The 17,604-nt window shown below is 72.0% G+C and carries 17 protein-coding genes; 13 read left to right on the top strand and 4 right to left on the bottom strand.

From position 1 onward, the window contains the following. Window positions 1–128 precede the first annotated feature (128 nt). The 4 genes from ABZ374_RS35380 (at window position 129) to ABZ374_RS35365 (ending at window position 4,399) form a co-directional block, all read left to right on the top strand. Window positions 129–1,409, top strand: a complete 1,281-nt coding sequence (locus ABZ374_RS35380) for a GNAT family N-acetyltransferase (RefSeq protein WP_360319215.1) — start codon at window positions 129–131, stop codon at window positions 1,407–1,409. Between the two features lie 254 nt (window positions 1,410–1,663). After that, the gene (locus tag ABZ374_RS35375; RefSeq protein ID WP_360319213.1) at window positions 1,664–2,515 is read left to right on the top strand and encodes an alpha/beta hydrolase; all 852 of its coding nucleotides are present in this window, start codon (window positions 1,664–1,666) and stop codon (window positions 2,513–2,515) included. Window positions 2,516–2,652: 137 nt separating this feature from the next. Beyond that, window positions 2,653–3,348: a haloacid dehalogenase-like hydrolase gene (locus ABZ374_RS35370; RefSeq protein WP_360319211.1), complete on the top strand. Its 696-nt coding sequence runs from the start codon at window positions 2,653–2,655 to the stop codon at window positions 3,346–3,348. Window positions 3,349–3,406: 58 nt separating this feature from the next. Then, complete coding sequence (locus tag ABZ374_RS35365; RefSeq protein ID WP_360319209.1) at window positions 3,407–4,399, top strand: ADP-ribosylglycohydrolase family protein; 993 nt, start codon at window positions 3,407–3,409, stop codon at window positions 4,397–4,399. A 60-nt stretch (window positions 4,400–4,459) separates the two neighbouring features. Here the strand turns inward: ABZ374_RS35365 and ABZ374_RS35360 are convergent, their stop codons facing one another. Further along, complete coding sequence (locus ABZ374_RS35360) at window positions 4,460–5,086, bottom strand: ABATE domain-containing protein (protein WP_360319207.1); 627 nt, start codon at window positions 5,084–5,086, stop codon at window positions 4,460–4,462. A gap of 86 nt (window positions 5,087–5,172) precedes the next feature. Here ABZ374_RS35360 and ABZ374_RS35355 point away from each other — a divergent pair, with 86 nt between their 5' ends. The 4 genes from ABZ374_RS35355 to ABZ374_RS35340 all read left to right on the top strand — a co-directional run bounded on the left by ABZ374_RS35355 (window position 5,173) and on the right by ABZ374_RS35340 (window position 8,560). Next, the gene (locus ABZ374_RS35355) at window positions 5,173–5,940 is read left to right on the top strand and encodes an MBL fold metallo-hydrolase (RefSeq protein WP_360319205.1); all 768 of its coding nucleotides are present in this window, start codon (window positions 5,173–5,175) and stop codon (window positions 5,938–5,940) included. A 64-nt stretch (window positions 5,941–6,004) separates the two neighbouring features. Beyond that, window positions 6,005–6,706 carry an SUMF1/EgtB/PvdO family nonheme iron enzyme gene (locus ABZ374_RS35350; RefSeq protein WP_360319203.1) on the top strand — a complete coding sequence of 234 codons (702 nt, stop codon included), beginning with the start codon at window positions 6,005–6,007 and terminating at the stop codon, window positions 6,704–6,706. A gap of 329 nt (window positions 6,707–7,035) precedes the next feature. Continuing rightward, on the top strand, window positions 7,036–7,245 hold the full coding sequence (locus ABZ374_RS35345) for a hypothetical protein (RefSeq protein WP_360319201.1): 210 nt from the start codon (window positions 7,036–7,038) through the stop codon (window positions 7,243–7,245). A gap of 220 nt (window positions 7,246–7,465) precedes the next feature. Next, the gene (locus ABZ374_RS35340; RefSeq protein ID WP_360319199.1) at window positions 7,466–8,560 is read left to right on the top strand and encodes a DUF4328 domain-containing protein; all 1,095 of its coding nucleotides are present in this window, start codon (window positions 7,466–7,468) and stop codon (window positions 8,558–8,560) included. Between the two features lie 73 nt (window positions 8,561–8,633). On the opposite strand, the gene ABZ374_RS35335 is transcribed toward ABZ374_RS35340, so the two are convergent. Further along, complete coding sequence (locus ABZ374_RS35335) at window positions 8,634–9,170, bottom strand: MarR family transcriptional regulator (protein ID WP_360319197.1); 537 nt, start codon at window positions 9,168–9,170, stop codon at window positions 8,634–8,636. Between the two features lie 48 nt (window positions 9,171–9,218). Between ABZ374_RS35335 and ABZ374_RS35330 the strand changes: the two genes are divergently transcribed. Both ABZ374_RS35330 and ABZ374_RS35325 read left to right on the top strand, forming a co-directional pair. Further along, on the top strand, window positions 9,219–10,568 hold the full coding sequence (locus tag ABZ374_RS35330; RefSeq protein WP_360319195.1) for an amidohydrolase family protein: 1,350 nt from the start codon (window positions 9,219–9,221) through the stop codon (window positions 10,566–10,568). A 193-nt stretch (window positions 10,569–10,761) separates the two neighbouring features. Next, complete coding sequence (locus ABZ374_RS35325; protein ID WP_360319193.1) at window positions 10,762–11,037, top strand: hypothetical protein; 276 nt, start codon at window positions 10,762–10,764, stop codon at window positions 11,035–11,037. A gap of 25 nt (window positions 11,038–11,062) precedes the next feature. Here the strand turns inward: ABZ374_RS35325 and ABZ374_RS35320 are convergent, their stop codons facing one another. Further along, window positions 11,063–11,434 (bottom strand): hypothetical protein, encoded by a 372-nt coding sequence (locus tag ABZ374_RS35320; RefSeq protein ID WP_360319191.1) that lies wholly within the window; start codon window positions 11,432–11,434, stop codon window positions 11,063–11,065. Between the two features lie 259 nt (window positions 11,435–11,693). Between ABZ374_RS35320 and dnaN the strand changes: the two genes are divergently transcribed. Further along, window positions 11,694–12,863: a DNA polymerase III subunit beta gene (dnaN, locus tag ABZ374_RS35315; protein WP_360319189.1), complete on the top strand. Its 1,170-nt coding sequence runs from the start codon at window positions 11,694–11,696 to the stop codon at window positions 12,861–12,863. A 76-nt stretch (window positions 12,864–12,939) separates the two neighbouring features. Here the strand turns inward: dnaN and ABZ374_RS35310 are convergent, their stop codons facing one another. Continuing rightward, a complete protein-coding gene (locus ABZ374_RS35310) occupies window positions 12,940–13,656 on the bottom strand; it encodes an HAD family hydrolase (protein ID WP_360319187.1) in 717 nt (238 codons plus the stop codon). Window positions 13,657–14,659: 1,003 nt separating this feature from the next. Between ABZ374_RS35310 and ABZ374_RS35305 the strand changes: the two genes are divergently transcribed. Together ABZ374_RS35305 and ABZ374_RS35300 are read left to right on the top strand one after the other, a co-directional pair. Next, on the top strand, window positions 14,660–15,127 hold the full coding sequence (locus ABZ374_RS35305; protein ID WP_020554288.1) for a hypothetical protein: 468 nt from the start codon (window positions 14,660–14,662) through the stop codon (window positions 15,125–15,127). A gap of 387 nt (window positions 15,128–15,514) precedes the next feature. Further along, on the top strand, window positions 15,515–17,422 hold the full coding sequence (locus tag ABZ374_RS35300; protein ID WP_360319185.1) for a hypothetical protein: 1,908 nt from the start codon (window positions 15,515–15,517) through the stop codon (window positions 17,420–17,422). Window positions 17,423–17,604 lie beyond the last annotated feature (182 nt).

Genomic DNA, 17,604 nt, shown 5'->3' with positions numbered 1-17,604 from the left:
AGGTCCGCTCCCGCTCCGGCCACGACGGAGATCGGGTCGGGGATCCCGTCGCGGATCCCCGACCCGACGCTCCCCGGGGAGCCGGAAATCGATGGACGCGGCAACCCGACGGATGGCATAGTCCGGCCGTGACCGCCCCCACGCCTTCCACCGCACCGATCCCCCTGGCCGACGGCCTTGTACTGCGCCAAGCCCGGCCCTCGGACCTCGACCGGATCGGCGCGCTGCTCGCCGAACGCGGCGACGCGGGCGACGCCCTCGACCATCGACTCGTCGTCACCGACCCCGACGCCGGCCCGGCCGCGTGCGCCGTGGTCGTCCACGGCGACCGGGTCGTCTCCACCGCGACACTGCTGGACGAGGAACTGCGCGTCGGCGATCTGCGCCTGCCCGCCGGCCAGGTCGAACTGGTCGCCACCGACCCCGAGTTCGAGGGTCGCGGCCTGGTACGGGCACTCATGCGGTGGGCACATGAACGCTCCGCCGCGCGCGGTCACGTGGTCCAGGTGATGATCGGCATCCCGTACTTCTACCGGCTGTTCGGCTACGAGTACGCCATCGACATCCCACCGGCGCCGACCGTGCACAGCACGCCGCCGGCCGAACCCACCGATGGCGCCGGGCTCCTCGGGGAAACCGCGCCCGTCCTCCGCATCGCCCGCCCCGCCGACTTCCCGGCCATGGCCGCCCTCCAGGACGCCGCCCAAAGCCGGTTCGACGTGGCCATGCCGCACTCGGCGGCGTGTTGGCGCTGGTTGTCGGCGCACGACGCGAGCACGCTGCGGGTGCTCGAACGGGCCGGCACCATCGTCGCCACCGCACGCACCACGCCTCCCGACGAGAACGGCGACGTGCTCCTGGCCGAGGCGGCGGCACGCGACGAGCGGGCAGCCCGGGACCTGCTCCGCGCCGTCGCCGCCCTGCGTCCCGAAGGCACCGACGGCACGCTGCGCGTCGTGCATCGCGCCGGCACCGTCACCGCCGACGCCTGGCGGGAGTTCGTCGACCACGAACCCCGCACACAGGCGGAGCAGTACTACGTCCGCATCCCGGATGTCGCCGTCCTGCTCGACCGCCTGCGGCCACTGTTCCGGCAGCGGCTCGACGCGGCGGGCATCGACCACACCGACCGCGACATCGTGATCTCCACGTTCGGCGCCCACTACCGGATCCCGGTCCGGGCCGACGGCCTCGGCGGCGTCGTCACCGGCGGCGCGATGCAGTCGCCCGGAGCCGCGAACGGCATCGGCGTGGCCCCCGACCAACTGCCCGCCCTGCTCTTCGGCCCCTTGGGCGTCGAGGGCCTGACCCGGGTCCGCCCCGACGTCTACACCTCCGAAGAGGCCCTGTTCCAGGCCCTCTTCCCGGCACTGACCGCCGACCTCCTGAGCTACTACCTGCCGTACTGACGTCGACGCGTCCGCGGGCAACCCGAGCGATCGTCCCCACGTGAGCGAGGTCTCCCCCGCCCGGTGGTCGCCACGACGGCGACCGCGGCGGGCACCGGGACGCCGAGCACGCCGTGGGTGCGCTCGCGAAAACGGATGCCGACGGAGCGATGAGTTTGCGGACCGGGCCCGGTCATACAGAGCACAACCGTTCGCGAGGAACGACAACGGCGAGCGGCACCGGCGCACGGACTCGCAAGGGCATGGGAGCACTCATGAGCACAACGCACACCGTCACGTCCACCGATGGCACCGACATCGTCTACGACCGGTACGAGCCGGCGGGCGAGAGCCGCGGGACGGTGATCCTCGTCGGCGGCGCGTTCAGCTACCGGAAGTTCCCGAAGATGGTGGAGCTGGCCGAACTGCTCGCCGAAGCCTACGGGTTGACCGCGGTGAACTACGACCGACGCGGGCGGGGCGACAGCGGTGACACCCCCGGCCGCTACGACGTGGCGCGCGAGATCGAGGACGTGGCCGCGGTGATCGCCGCCGAGGGCGGGTCGGCGGCGCTGTTCGGCTGGTCCTCCGGCGCCGGACTGGCGCTGCGGGCCGCCGCCTCCGGGCAGGTTGTCGGGATCAGCCGGGTGGTCGCCTTCGAGCCGCCGTTCGTCGTCGACCGCACCCGCCACGTACCGCCGCCGGACCTGACCGCGACGCTGCACGAGCTGATCGCCGCCGACCGGCCCGCCAAGACCGTGCAGTACTTCATGACCAAGGCGATCGGCATCCCGGCCCCGTTCGTGGGCCTGATGCGGCTCACCCCGATGTGGTCCAAGCTCAAGGCGGTGGCCGGCTCGACCGGGCACGACTGGGCGGTGATGGGCGAGTACATGCGCGGCGAGCCGCTGAACCCGGCCGACTGGGCCGGGGTGGACATGCCGGTACTGGTGCTGTCCGGTGGGCGCAGCGACGCACTGCTGCGCACCGCGGCCCGCGCCGCGACCGCGGTGCTCCCGAACGCTCGACTCGTCGAGATCGCCAAGCTCAGCCACAATCCGAATGTGGGGCTGCTGGCGCCGCCGGCGGGCGAGTTCCTGACCGAGCAGCCGGCCCCGAGCAGCTGACCTGCGGGGTCGGGTGGGTGGGGAACGAGGGGGCGAGGAGGCGGGGTTCGGCGCATGAGGGTGCGCCCCCTGCGCCGGGTAGGACATCGTCGGTCGCCACCGTCGATTCCGTCGCCCGCAGGCAAGGAGCCACACCGTTGAGCCACCCGCCGACCGACCCGCGCCCGCTCGCCGTCTTCGATTTGGACGGCACCCTCGTCCGAGGCGATTCGTTCGGCCACTTCACCCGGGTACTGCTGCGCCGCGCCCACTGGCGCCTGGTGGCGGTGGCACTGTGCCTGCCGATCATCGGCCCGATGTACGCCGTGCCCGCGACCCGTCGGCACGCCCTGGCCCTCGTCCTCCGGCTCGCCACGATCGGCCTGCCCGCGGCTCGATTCGAGGAGCTGGCCCACGACTTCGCGGCCGTGCGCGCGGTCGAGGGCAATCGGATCACGATCACCCTCGCCCGAGCCCGGGCCCATCTCGCCGCCGGGGACCGGGTGGTGATCGCGACCTCGTGCGCGGATCCCCTGGCCGGCGCCATCTGTCGGGAGCTCGGGCTCGCTCCGGTGCAGGTGATCGCCTCGTGCCTCGCCCCGAGCCGCACCGGCATGCGCGCGCTCCCCGCCTGCCGGGGCCCGCGCAAGGTCGCCCGCATCCGCGCGGCCGGCATCACCGACCCCATCACCCATGCCTACAGCGACAGTTCCGTCGACCTACCGCTGCTGACCGAGGCCACCCACCGCTACCTGATCGACCCCACCCCGAGCCACCTCACCCGAATCCACACCCGCCTGGGGCCGACCTACCAGGTGTTGCGCGACGACCCCGGGTCGGCCGATCGGCCATAGCGCCCCACCCGCTCCGGCGGGTGTGCCGGGTGCGACACCCGGCCTCTACGCTGCCTGGATGGACATCAGGGAGCGTGCCGTCGGTGCCGTCGTCGGCTCGGCCGTCGGGGACGCGTTGGGCGCGCCGTTCGAGTTCGGGCCGGCCGGCGCCTTCGGTACCCGGTTCCCCCCGGCGCCGCCCGGGAGTTCGCGAGCCGAGAAGCCCTATGCGAACGAGATGTGCGGCGGCGGCGGGTGGGACGCCGGCGAGGCGACGGACGATACCCAGATGGCCGTGCACGTGGCGTACTCGCTGCTGGAGGCCGGCGGCTTGGACCTGCCCGACATGTTCGCCCGGTTCCAACGCTGGGCCCGATCCGAGCCCAAGGACATCGGCCTGCAGACCGAGGACGTGCTGACCAACCACCTGCCCTGGGACCTCGCGGCCGGTGTGCACTTCCAGACCACCGGGCGCGCGGCCGGCAACGGATCCCTGATGCGCGCCACCACCCCCGCCGTGTACTTCGCGCCCGACGGCCGCGCCGGCACCATGGCCGCCGCGCATCGGATCGCCGCGCTCACCCACGGCGACCGGGCCGCGTGGGAAGGCACCGCGATCTTCCACGAGTTGCTGCGGGTGACGCTGACCGGCGACGACCCCTTGGCCGCGCTTGCGCAGACGCTCGCCGAGGTGCACCCCGGGCACCGCGAGCGCTACGCCACCGTGCTGGATCCGGCCTGGCACCCCACCGACGCGACCGAGTTCAACGGAGCCGTCTGGCCCTGCCTCGGCTCGGCGGTCTGGGCGCTGCGCACCACGTCGTCGTACGAGGACGCCGTGCGGGCCGCGATCGACCTCGGCGGCGACACCGACACCGTCGCCGCGGTGACCGGCGCCCTGGCCGGCGCCCGATACGGCCGGGCCGGCATCCCCACCCGCTGGATCGACCGCCTGCACGTACCGCTGCCCGGCTCGAACGGCGAGATCCTGCGACTCCCGGACCTGGTACGGCTGACCGACCGGCTCCTCGGCCGCACGGCGCGCCCCGCCGGCGCGACGACCGACGACTGAGTTTCGGCGCGCCCCGAAACGCCTCCGCCCTCGGCGGTCCGCCCGGGACGAGGCGTGGTCTCAGTCCGCGGGTGCCTTCGGCTGCGTTCGCCGTGCGTAGGCGCGGGCCGCGCGCACTCGGTCGCCGCAGCGGGTCGAGCACCACTGCCGGGAGGCGTGGGTGCGGACGAGGAAGCGCCGGCAGGAGGGGGCGCCGCAGGGAGCCAGGCGTTCGGCGTCCGCGCCGGTGATCAGGTCGGCGGCGTCGGCGGCCAGGATCGCGATGGCGTGGTTGACGATCCGGTCGGTGGGGTGTGCCTGGGCCCGGTAGGGGCCTCGGACCTCGTCCCAGTGCAGGAGTGCGGCCGACGGTGCGCTGGTGAGCGCGTCGTTGATGGCCTGTACCGCTGCGTCCGGCGCGGGGGCATCGGCGATCCGCGATGCGAGCAGTACCCGCACCACGTCGCGGACGGCGCGTAGTCGGCCCGCGCACAGGTCGTACAACCGGGTGTCCGGCGGCGCGAGTTCGCGCTCGACCAGCCATGCCTTCGCGGACGCCGGCGAGCCCAGCAGGTCGACCTCCTGACCGCCGGGCAGCGCGAGGTCGGTATTGGCCAGGTCCAGGGCGAGGTAGCGGTCCGCCCCGGGTGCGGGCGGAGGGACGACAGGCGCGGGGTGAGCGAGTGCGCCCGACACGTTCTCCTTCATGACTCTCATGTTAAGGCTTGCCGTTCTCCGTGAGAATCCGCTAGCTTTTCTCACGGCAAACACGACCTTTACCCGTGAGGTGTGCAGTGACCGGCAGCAGCACGACCCCTGAGCAGATCGACATCCGCGTCTTCGGTGGCCCCTCCGCCCTGATCGAGTTCGGCGGCCTCCGGTTCCTCACCGATCCCACCTTCGACGCGCCGGGCGAATACCCGATCGGCGCCCGCGCCCTGGTCAAGACCGCTCCTGCGGCCATCGACCCGGCCGAACTCGGCCCCATCGACGCGGTCCTGCTCTCGCACGACGAACACCCGGACAACCTCGACCACTCCGGTCGGGCCCTCCTCGCCGGCATCCCGCTGGTCCTCACCACCCTCAGCGGCGCCGGCCGACTCGGCGGCACCGCCCAGGGGTTGGCCCCCTGGGAGTCGGTGGACCTGCCCCGCCCCGACGGCGGCACCGTCACCGTGACGGCCACTCCGGCCCAGCACGGCCCGGAGGGCTGCGAACCGGTCACGGGCGAGGTCGTCGGCTTCGTACTGACCGCGTCCGACCTGCCCACGGTCTACGTCAGCGGCGACAACGCCTCGCTGGCCGTGGTCGAGAAGATCGCCGCGCAGGTCGGCCCGGTCGACACCGCGGTCCTGTTCGCCGGCGCGGCCCGCACCCCACTCTTCGACGGCGCGCTGCTCACCCTCGACAGCGCCCAGGCCGCCGAGGCCGCCGCCATCCTCGGCGCACGCCGCGTGGTCCCGGTGCACTTCGACAGCTGGGGCCACTTCACCGAGGGCCGCACCGCCCTGGTCGCCGCCTTCACCGCGGCCGGCCTGATCGACCGGCTGGACCTGGGCTGATTCGGCAACGGGTGCTCGTCGGGCGGCCGTTCCCGCGGACCCGGTGTCGTAGGATCGCCTGATCATGGGCACGGACGCGGGTTTTGCGATGGTCGCCGTCCCGGCCGGACAGGTGACCCTGGCCGACCGACGGACTCGGCGCAGTTGGTCGGTCGAACTCGCCCCCTACCGGCTCGCGTCGGTCCCGGTCACCCAGGCGCTGTACGCGGAGGTCACCGGACTGCGCCCGAGCGGCCCGCACGGCGATCGGCTCCCGGTCGAGGGGGTGTCCTGGTGGGACGCGGCGCGGTTCTGCAACGCCCTGTCCCGACGGGACGGATGCACACCGGCCTACCGCTTCGAAGCCGGCGACGACGCCGGTGCCGACCGCGGCGACGGCCGGCAGGTCGAATGGGATGCGTCGGCCGACGGATATCGGCTGCCGACCGAGGCCGAGTGGGAGCATGCCTGCCGAGCCGGTACGGCGGGAGCGCACTACGGGCCGCTGGACGACATCGCGTGGTATCGCGCGAACTCGGACGAGCGGATCCACCCGGTGGGTGGCAAGCAGCCCAACGCATGGGGCCTGTACGACATGCTCGGCAATGTGTGGGACTGGTGCTGGGACGTCTACGACGCCGAAGTCTACGGGAGCTACCGGGTGCTGCGCGGCGGCGGCTGGTTCGACGAACACTGGAGTTGCCGGGCCTCCGCCCGCCGCCGCAGCCACCCGACCTACCGGGTCGACGACGTCGGATTCCGCCTCGCCCGGTCCGGCACGGCCTGACCCACAGCCGTACCCGGCAACCCCTTCGGCGGCCGTGCCCTGGTCCGCCGACACCCCCGTACCGCGTGCCCTGCCCCGGCCCGAGCGAGCCGCTCCGGTGATCCGGGGTCAGGGTTGCGGTGTCGGGGAGTCGAGGATTCGGGCGCAGTGGCTCGTCAGGTCGGCGCGAAGTTGTTCGCGGGTCGCGTGGCGGCGGGTGACCAGGTATTCGACCAGGTCGGCGCGGGTCGCGGCGAGCAGGGCGTGGGCGGTGAAGTCGGGGTTGGCGAGCCCGGGGATCCCGTCCAGCGCGGTGCGCAGGGTGTGGTGCCGGCGGTCGTAGCGGCGTCGTGCATCGCCGATCGACCCGCGAGCAGATGTACCGACGCCTGACCACCGAGGTCCCCGCCGAGTTCGCCGCCACGCTCGTCGACCTGGACCAGGCCATCGCCGAAGGCGCCGAGGACCGCACCACGGATACCGTGCAGCGCCTCCTCGGCCGCCCACCCCATGGCTTCGAGGCCGTCGAGGCACGGGAGTCGGCCGGACTCGGGGGCTGAGGACCGGGCACAGCGCGGGCCGGGGCGGGCTCGGGGTGCGGCGGCCCGCCCGGTGACGGCACGTGTTCGTCGGCGTCTCGCGCGTGACGTGTGGCGGTGCGCACGGCATGATGCCGGTTACGCCATGTGGGGTACGCGAGGCCGGCCGCCCACCGTGGCCTCGCCGCCCCATCCACCCGCATGGCCGATGCCGACCATCGACGGGGGATGATCCGAACTCGTGTTGTGCCCAAGCTGCGGCGCCCGATCGACGCTGCCGGATCGCTGTACCAACTGCGGTCACCAGGAATACGCCCCGCCCGCCGACGCGACGTCGACGACGTCCACGGACGCGCGCTTCGCCCGCTTCGGCCCCGCCCCGGCGCCGCCGATGGGCTGGTACGCACCGGTCTTTCGGTCCCTGCGCGGACTGGCCACCGCGTTGTACATCCTGCTCGGTGCCACCGCCGTACTGTCCCTGCTCGCGGCGATCGCCCTGTTCCACCGGGCAAATCTGGTCGACCAGACCCTGCACGGCGGGTGGTTGACCGCCGACCCCGACGCGGCGAACCGATCCATCGCCGTGTGGTGGGGCCTGGCGAGTCTGGCCATCGTCGCGACCATGGTCGTGTTCGTGATCTGGTTCCACCGCGCCCGGTGCAATGTCGAGGTGTTGCCGCCGTCCCCGCAACACTTCTCCAGCGGCTGGGCGATCGGCGGTTGGTTCTGCCCCGTGGTCAACCTGTGCTTCCCACTGCTGATCGCGCACGACATCTGGAAGGCCAGCGACCCCCGGGCACCCCTGCGCGGCGGCCTCACCCCGGGCCGGCATCCGCTGCTGTGGACCTGGTGGTCGACCTACGTCGCCGCGAACATCGTGATCGTCCTCGGCGTGACCGGTCGCGAGTCGGACGGCGGCAACGACTCGATCGGCAGCGACGGTTGGACCACGTACCACGAGTCGTATCGCACCGCCGACACCGCCGCGGGCTGGGCCTTCCTGCTCCTGATCGCCGCCGCCGGTCTGGCCATCGCAGTGGTGGCCCGGATCACCACGTTCCAGTCCGAGTACGAGCGCGCCTTCCACGCGGCGGCCGGCCTGCGCCCGATGGCGCCCATGCAGCCGATGGCGCACCCGATGTACACGATGCAGCCGATGTACCGCCCGTACCCCCCATATACAGCGCCCCCGGTACAGCCCGCGCCCACCGCCTACCCGACGTGGCAGTCCCACCCGGCGCCTCCCGACCACGGGCGGCCGGCCGAGGACCACCCGGCGCCGCCCGTCCCGCGCCAACCGCCGGCCAAGCCGCAGCACCCACCGGCACCGTTCTGATCGATCCGGCGAAGTCCATCGCCTCGGGCAGCCCGCGCGTCCCGCGCGGGCACCGGCCCGACCGACCCGTTCCTCACCCGCCCCCGCCCCCGCGCGCCGAGCGCCGGGGTCGGGGGTTCTCGGTCGCGGCGGCGATCTCGCGCAGGGCGAGGGTCGCCGCCTCGATCGCCGCCGCAGGCGCGCCCCGCCAGACCTCGGCGTGCGCGGCGGCGTTGGCGCGGACCGCGTTCTCCGCGACCTGCACCCCGCGCGCGGTCAGGCTGATCAACGTGCCCCGACCGTCGCCCTGGTCCGGGAGGCGCTCGGCGAGGCCCTCGGCGACCAGGTGATTGGTGATGTTGCTGGTACCGCCCGAGGACAACAACAACGCGCGGCTGAGTTCGGTGGGCTTGAGCCGATAGGGCGCGCCGGCCCGACGCAGCGCGACCAGTACGCCGAACTGGGCCGGGGTGAGGCCGAATTCCGGCAACTCACGGCGCGTGGCCTCGTCCAGGTCGGCGGCGAGCAACATGATCCGCTTGCTCAGTTCCGTCGTCGCGTCCAGCACGTCGGGCAGTTCGGTCTGCCACGCGTTGACGAGTGTGCTCGCGCGGTCCTGTGGAGCGGTCATCTTGACAGCGTATTACACACACCTGATAGCTTTCTAAAAAGCTTTCACGTGAACATCACTCTGCCGGAGGCCCCGATGCCCACTCGACCCACGCCCGCCGCGCCTCTTGCCACCTCGCCCTCCCCCACCCGGCTGCTCCTGCGCGGCGGCACGGTCGTCGACACCGACCCGCACGTCACCGCCCGGCCCGACACCGACGTCCTGATCAAGCGCGGCACGATCGTCGCCGTCGGCCCGTCCCTGTCCGCCGAGGGAGCCGAAGTCGTCGACGCCCGGGACCGGATCGTGCTGCCCGGATTCGTCGACACCCATCGCCACGTCTGGCAGTCGGTACTGCGCGCGGTGGCCGTCGACAGCGACCTCGGCGACTACCTCGGCCGGGTACTCGGCCGGCTCTCCCCCGCGATGCGCCCCGAGGACGTGTACACCGGCAACCTCGCCGGCGCGCTCGAATGCCTGGACGCCGGCATCACCACGGTGCACGACTTCTCCCACGTCCAGCACCGCGCCGAACACGGCGACGCGGCGGTACACGGACTGCGCGCGGCCGGCATCCGGGCCGTGTTCGGCTACGGCCACCCGCCGTTCGACCCCGCCGCCCGCGACCCTCGCCTCGTCCGCGACCTGCGCGACCGCCTGTTCCCCGGCGACGACGACCCGGTCACCCTGGCACTCGCCCCCGGCGGCCCCTCGTACACCCCGATCGAACTGGTCGAACAGGACTGGCGCCTGGCCGCCGACCTCGACATCCCACTGGCCGTACACGTCGGCAGCGGCCCGGTCGCGCAGCGCCCCATCGAAGCCCTGCGCGATCGCGGCCTGTTGAACGCGCGCACGCTCTACATCCACGGCAACTCGCTCCCCGACGACGAACTCGCGATGATCGCCGACTCCGGCGGCACGCTCTCGATCGCACCGCACATCGAGGCGCAGATGGGGCACGGCGCACCCATGATCAACCGCGCCCGCGCCGCGGGGCTGGTCACCGGGCTCGGCGTCGACGTGGTCACCAGCGGTCCGGGCGACATGTTCTCGCTGCTGCGCGCGGCCCTGCTGACCAGCCAACTCGCGAACGGCCCACGGCTGTTCGCGGCCGACGTGTTGCGCATGGCGACCATCGGGGGCGCCACCGCACTGGGCCTGGCCGATCGCATCGGGTCACTGGCCGTGGGCAAACAGGCCGACCTGATCCTGCTGCGCGCAAACGCGATCAACCTGGTCGGCGCGGCACACGACATCGCCGGTGCCGTGGTGGCCTCGGCCCACCCGGGCAACGTCGACACCGTCCTGGTGGCCGGCCGGACCCTCAAGCGGGCGGGCCGCCTCACCCACCCGCACCTGGCCGACACCATCGCCGAGGTCCGGAGATCCGCAGCGCACCTGGCCGGTACGGCCTGACCCGCGCCGGAAAACGACACGGGGGCGACCCGGGCACCTCGTGTGGCCGCGAAATTCACACCAAACTCCAACGTTCCGTTCGTTGACCCGCAAGCGGTCGTCGTACAGGCTCTGGATCCAGGGTGCGGGGGATCGTCACGGGAGGCACAGGGTGGGGTACTGCGGGGGTTGTTCCGGGCAACGCTGGATCCCGATGGACCAGATCTGCAACGGATGCGGCGGATCCGGCCAGAACGGCATGGGCTCGGACAGCAACTGGTCCTGCTCCGGATGCGGCGGATCCGGCCGAATGCAGACGATGCAGCCGTGCCCGAGCTGCGGCGGATCCGGCGAGCAGGGCGATGGCGGCGGCCCGATCTACGCACCCCCGAGCGCCCCACTCACCCGCGCCCAACGCGTGAAGTCCCGGCTGATCTCCCTCATTGTCTTCGGCGGCCTAGCGGCGTACGTCTACCACACGACCAGGTAGCCGCCACCGAGCCCGGACGTCGGGCTCAGGACGCCGAGCATGTGTCGTCGAAACGTGAGCAGCCTTGGTGCGGCGCGACGAAAGTACGTTGAATAGGGAGAAGTCCGCCCCGGCGCGTATCAGTAGTGCCGGCAGTACAGGGCGCCGTTGTTGTCGACGGCAAGGGCGGCAAGTCGGGCAACCCCCGAAGGATCGTCAGCGCGTCGTCGCTCAGGTCGTCTCCGCCCACGTTCCTGAGCCGCTCGGTCCAGCGAGCGGCGAGCTCACGCAGCGCGCCGAGGTCGGCGTTGGCGAGCGCGCGATCAATCTGCGCGGAAGAGCAAAGACGCCGCCCCGCCCTCGTCGCCGCCGCAGCGTTGTCGCCGGGGACGAGGAAGAAGGCCATGTCGGTGGCCACGTCGGCATGATGCCACCGCGCCGACTCGCGCGTCGTCCGGCTCGGAATGTCGTTTCGCCCGGGATCCGGATCCTCGCTCGGCCGCCGGTCCCGGCGGCCGGCCTGCGATGACATCCGCCCGGGATTCGTTCACCGGGCACTGTCCGAGCGCCCGGCTAGTCTCGTTCACCAGCAATCGAACAAGGATTCGAATACCTGGCGACCCGCACGCACTCCCCTCCACTCCCCCTCCCTCGTCGAGTGCTCGGAAAGGGCCCCTGTGAAGGTACGGATAACCCGCGACCGCCTCGTCGAGGGCATCGGCTGGGCCGTGCGCGCACTGCCCGCGCGGCCGATCGTCCCCGCTCTCGCCGCGTTCCGGCTCAAGGCGGCCGCTGGCACCCTGGCCATCTCCGCGTACAACTACGAGATATCGGCCGGCATCGAGGTCGCCGCCGAGGTCACCCGGGTCGGCGAGATCCTGGTCCCGGGTCGACTGCTCGCGGACATCGCCCGGGCACTCCCCCGCGACCAACCGGTCGACCTCACCGTGGACCCGGCCCGGGCCCGGGTGACCTGCGCCGGGGCCTACTTCGCGCTGCCGCTGCCGGCCCTCGCCGACTACCCGGCCACGCCGTTGCTCCCGGAGAGCACCGGCACCGTGGACGCGGCGGCGTTCGCCCGGGCCGTCGCGCAGGTCGCGATCGCCGCGGCGCGGGACGAAAGCCTGCCCGTGCTCACCGCGATCCGGTTGCATCTGGCGCACGACGCACTGGTCCTGGCCGCCACCGATCGATATCGGCTGGCGGTCCGTAGGTTGCCCTGGCGGCCGGCTACCGAGGACCCGGCCCGGACGGCCCTGGTGCCGGCCCGGATGTTGGCCGAGCTGACGAAACACTCCGGGATCGACACGGACCTGCACCTGGCACTCGGCCCGGAGCCGGGCCGCCGCGGCCTGCTCGGCCTGGCGGGCAGCGGGCGACAGGCGACGACGCGGCTGCTCGATCACGAATTCCCGCGCTACGACTGGCTGTTCGACAACGAGACCACCGCCGTCGCAACGATCGAGACCGCCGCGCTGATCGAGGCCCTTCAGCGGGTGGCGCCGGTGGTCACCCGCAACGCCCCGGTCCGGTTGTCCTTCGGGCGGGAGTCGCTGCGGGTCGAGGCCGGCAGCTCCCACGAGGCCGAGGCGGGCGCGACGCTGCCGGTCGCCCTGACCGGCGAGCCGACCAGGGTCGCCTTCAATCCGGCCCATCTCCTGGACGGCCTGGCCGCGCTCCGCACACCGACCGCACGCCTGCTGTTCAGCACTCCGACGAAGCCGACCATCCTGACCGACGGCGCACCCACCGAAGCCGACGCCACCCTCCCCCACCGCACATCCGGGCCGGGCGAACCCGACGACCCGGACTATCGCTACCTCCTGATGCCGATGCGCGGCGCCTGATCGACCGGCCGGGGCGAACCGACCCGCACCGAACGGCCGGTCGGCCCGCGTCGGTGGATCCCGCCCGCTCCCCCACTCACCGGGGCGCACCCAGCAGCGCGCCGAGCACCGCGTCGGTATCGGCCAGATCCGCCAGGACCACATCGGCGCCCGCCGCCGTCAGCGCCGCCGCACTCGTCGTCCCGGTCGCCACCGCGACGGACCACGCGCCGACGGCTTGGGCGGTGGCGACGTCGCGCAGGGTGTCGCCGACGATCACGGTGTCCGCGCCGACGTGCCGCCGGCCGAGGTGCTCCTCGGTACGCGCGAAGGCCCTGGCCGGCAGGTCGACCCGCTCGTAGGCGTCCTCGCCGTAGGCCCCGATCCGGAAGTCCACGTGCTCGGCGAGGCCGAAGACCCGCATCTTCAACATCGCGAGCGTGTACAGATTGCCGGTCAGCACCGATTGGCACACCCCGGGTGTCGCACCGAGCGCGACGAGCGCCTCGGCAGCACCGGCAAGGACCCGACCCTCTGCGGCCAACTCGGCCTCGCGGTCCTGGAGTTCGGCAACGATCAGGTCCAGGAACGCCTCCAGCATGCCCCCTTCCGGCGGTAGTCCGTGCGCGCGCAGCACGTCACTCGCCATGGCCAACTCGGTACGCCCGTCGAACTGCCAGGGACTGTCCAGCGAACGCCCGGACACCTGTCGAAAAGCCGCCGCATACGCGCGTCGGGCCACCGTCCCGCCGTCGATCAGCGTGTGGTCGATGTCCCACAACACCAGCCTGGAATCGGCTCCATCAGTCGTCATGAACACTCCGATCATCGACAACCACCCAGCGGGGCGGTTGCCCAGAGCATCGCATTCGGCGTGTTCCCTCCCGACGCCGGGGTCCACTTAGCGTGTCGGATGGATCACGGGGTGCGATCACCGTTCCGCTTCGGTTGGCCACGCGACCCCTCCGCGACCCCAGCCCTCGCACCCCCCGGAGCCCAGCGTCGGCCCTTCGGCCGCACTGGCATATCTCGCGAAAAGCGCAATACATAAGCTTTTCCGACACTTTCACCTTATTTACCGCACCGGTCGATGCGGCCCGGAGCACGGGCCGGGGCGCGTCGATGCCGACAATTCGGCGCCGTTCATCCCACGCAAGATCCGACGGTGCCCGGTGAATCGGCTCGACCGGAGCGGTCTTTCGATCGCCTGCGGAATCGACTGCGGATGCCCTTCAAATGCCGGTTGACCTGCAACTTGCATGGCGAGCTGTGCGGAGATCCGCACGGGAGATTGTTTGGTGATCTGTGCGTGGTGCTGTCCGGGACTCTGCATGGCGAACTGGGTCCCAACCCGTTCGTCAAAGCGCATGGCTGTATGTGCGGGTGTGTGGGCGGCTGTGTGGCGCGGACGACGGATGCACGGAGACGTGGGTGGCCGGTCGGAGCAACGGGCGAAACGGCGGCCCGTGCGGTGGAGCCGCCGGTAGGTCTCGCGGCGGGTGGCACGACGGCGCGTCGGCGCGCTGGAACGGCGGGGCGAACGCTGGTCCGAACGGTGGATCCGACGCTCGCTCAAGCACTGGCTCGAACAACGGAGCGCACACTCGGCGCCTGGGTATTCATGCGTGACAGGGGATGGATGTGCGGGTGGATCTTCCAACATGCAGATCGAACACGGCGCTAATGCCTTACTTTCTGGGCTTTTGCGCTGTTCTTGTGATGACCCCATAACGACGGGCGACACGCCGACTCTCCTGACAGGAAGTTATTTGCCAGAGATAGCGATAGGGTTCAGTCGTTGACACGAAAGGACGGTCATGGCCACTTCCCGGGAGCGTTGGACCGTGGCGAGGCTCGCGGCCATCGCGGGTCTGCCCAGCAAGGTGGGCTACGAGGCACGGGACCGAAACGTGCTGCACCCGACGGTGCTCTCGCCCAGCGACGTACTGCCCCTGCTCACCTTCGAGGCATTGCGAAGGATCAGCTGGCCGGGGGAGAACTATGCGCGCAACACGCCACAACGCCTGCGCCTGTGGGAACACCTGGCCATCGAGCACTCACGAGTGGGCGATCTCGCCGATGTCGACCCGATGACCGGCCTCTACGTGCATCCCTCGGGAGCCGACCTGGCCGTTCGACCCAGCGAACACGCCGCGCTCGCGCTGCGGTTCGTCGAGGAAAACACGCCTTACCAGTACCTCACGCTCGGCGCGTGGGCCCAGCAGGCTCTGCGGGCCCTCGCCGCCGAACAGGAGCAGGTCGGACGACGCCACGGTGCCGCCTGACCGCCGCTCGGAAAGTACGGCCGCAAAAGCAGAGCGAGTGGCCTAGGAGTCCAGCCCTAGTCCACTCGCTCGCAGCTCAGCGCCCCTAGGGGCGCCGTCGGAGAAAGGAGGCCCGCCGGCCGCTTACACAACCGAACAGTAAGACCCAGCCGTTCCGGTACTTCCACGCGCCGAACGGTCGGGTCGCCCTTACCTCTTTCTCTTCACCAGCTTCAGGAGCAGATCATACCTGCGATCCCCGAGGCAGGCCCAGTGCTGTCTTCAGCCAGGTCCTTGCCCTCTTCAAGTGTGCCCGAATCCTCTGGATTCACGATGCAGGCTCGGGTGCGTGCCGCCTTGCGCGCGGCGCGAGTTCGCGTCGGCGGCGCCCGAGGCGTCGATCCGACCATGCCGGACTCGGTCCGTCGGGCCTCGGTCAAGGTCCCGCTGCGGGTGGTGACCGGCGAGGCGTACAGCGACCTGGCCTTCGTCTTCGCCGCCAAGGTCGGCCACCTGGCGGCCGGCCCCAACCAGCCCGGCTGCATCGCCGACCTGACCACCATCGCCCGCTACCTGGGCCTGACCGTCCGCTCGGTGACCCAGCCCGACGGCCGCGTCGCACTCAAGGCCCCGTCCTCGCTGTACGCCGCGCAGAAGCAGCTCACCGCAGGTGAGGAACTCACCGTCGTACGCCGCACCAAGCCTTCCGGGACCGGGACTTCGGCGGTCCGCCGGTTGCGCACGCCGGAAAAGGGCGAGCCGTGGGTGATGGTGCCCGTCGCCCTCCTGGGCGCGGTCCCGCACCGGCATGCCCGGGCGTACGCGGTCATCTGTTACGCCCGAGCCCGCGGCCACCACCTGACCTATGCCGAGCTGGCCGACATGCTCCGGCACCAGTCCGGCCGGCGGATCGGCGAGCCGGTGAGCGTGCGCGCCGCCCGCGGCGTGGTCTCCGACCTGGAGCGTTGGGGCTGGGTCGAGGTGGGCCGCCGGGAAGGGTGGCAGGGCCGCAACATGCTCATCCCGCTCCGACCGTTCGAGCACCCGAACGACCACGAGCCGGACGCCGCCGCCGGTGTGGACACCGAGGCGACCGAGCCCGTCGACATTTTCGCCGCGGCGCCCGAGGAGGAGGCTCGGAATGTCGCCGAGATCACGGAGATCACGGAGATCGCGCTGGTCGAGGCACGGCCGGTGACACGTGCGGAGACTCCCGAGCGCACGACCGACTGGACGACCGATGGGGCGCGGGTCGTCGTGGGTGCTCGTGTCTCGGCGCGCGTCGCCGACGGCGCGGACGCCACGGACGTGGCCGCGACTCGCCCGGTGCCGGTGGGGAAGTCTCGAGTGACTTCCGCGACACCTGCGGAGGCCGGCTCGAAGACGGGTTCGGAGGCTGCCGTCGAGGACTCGTCCGAGTCGGTCCGGAACGGCATTTCGGCAGGTCGGAGCCTGGGTGCGGAGGGTCAATGGACGTCGGGTCCGCAGGGGGTTGGGACCTCCGTCACGTATAAGGAAGACACTCCGATTGACCTACGGACGAACGCGGATTCCCGAGGGGGTTCCGCCCGCAGGGCGTCTTACGTGGTAGACGGGCACGAGCCCGCGATGAGCCCGCAACCGACTTCGGCGCCGGCACCCGCGCTCGGAACGCCTGCGGCGGAACCCCGTCGAGTGCGCCCGGTCCCGATGCCGGATCACCGGACCACCATCTCGGCGACGGCGGCCAGGGCATTCGCCGGGATCGGGCCGCTGGTGGCCGGGATGAGCACCGGGCAGCGGATCGTGGCCGCCGGGTTGGTCGATCGGGCCGTGGCGGAAGTCGGCGACGCGGAGCGGGTCTTCGCCCGGCTGGCGGACCGCTGGCGGACCCGGGACGGGGCCGTCCGGAGCCCTGTGGGCTGGCTGAGCGGCCGCGGACTGGCCCGGCGGGGGTGCGAGGACCCGAACTGCGAGGACGGCCGCCTGTGGCTGCCTGTGGCCGCTTCCGACGCGGGTGTGGCCGGGGACCCGTTCGCGTGCCGCAACTGCGCTCGGCGGGACCAGGATCGGCGGGCCGAGGCGGACGAGCGTTTCGGGGCCGAACGGCGGGCCGCGCACCGGGCTCGGCAGACGGCGGCGGCGCTCGCGGCGGTGACGCCGGTGGCGGAGGTCCGGTCGACGGGGGCGCCGGTGCCGATCGGGACCTGCGAGGACTGCGATCGGGCGGTTCGCGGGCTGCGGGCGGACGGCGTCTGCGCCGACTGCCGCGAGGACCGGGAACTGGCCGCCGATGCTGCGGAAGAGGCGCCTCGAACGCTCCAGACGGCCTTCTGAGCGCCTGGGCGGCGTGGGTGGGTCTCGTTGGGTGGCCGGCGGGTCGATGTGCCCTCAGGAGGCCACTCGGCGGCTCGCTCGGCGATCCCGGCGGCGGCCCGCTGCGGGAGTCGGTCCATCGGGGAGTTCCCGGCGCCCGGCATGAAAGTGCCGTCGGCAGGCACGGGGGACTGGGTGTCCTC

Source organism: Embleya sp. NPDC005971, assembly GCF_040629175.1.
In the GTDB taxonomy this organism is placed as follows: Bacteria; Actinomycetota; Actinomycetes; order Streptomycetales; family Streptomycetaceae; genus Embleya.
The sequence above is the reverse complement of the archived record's forward strand: the minus strand, read 5'-3'. Positions and strand labels throughout refer to the sequence as shown.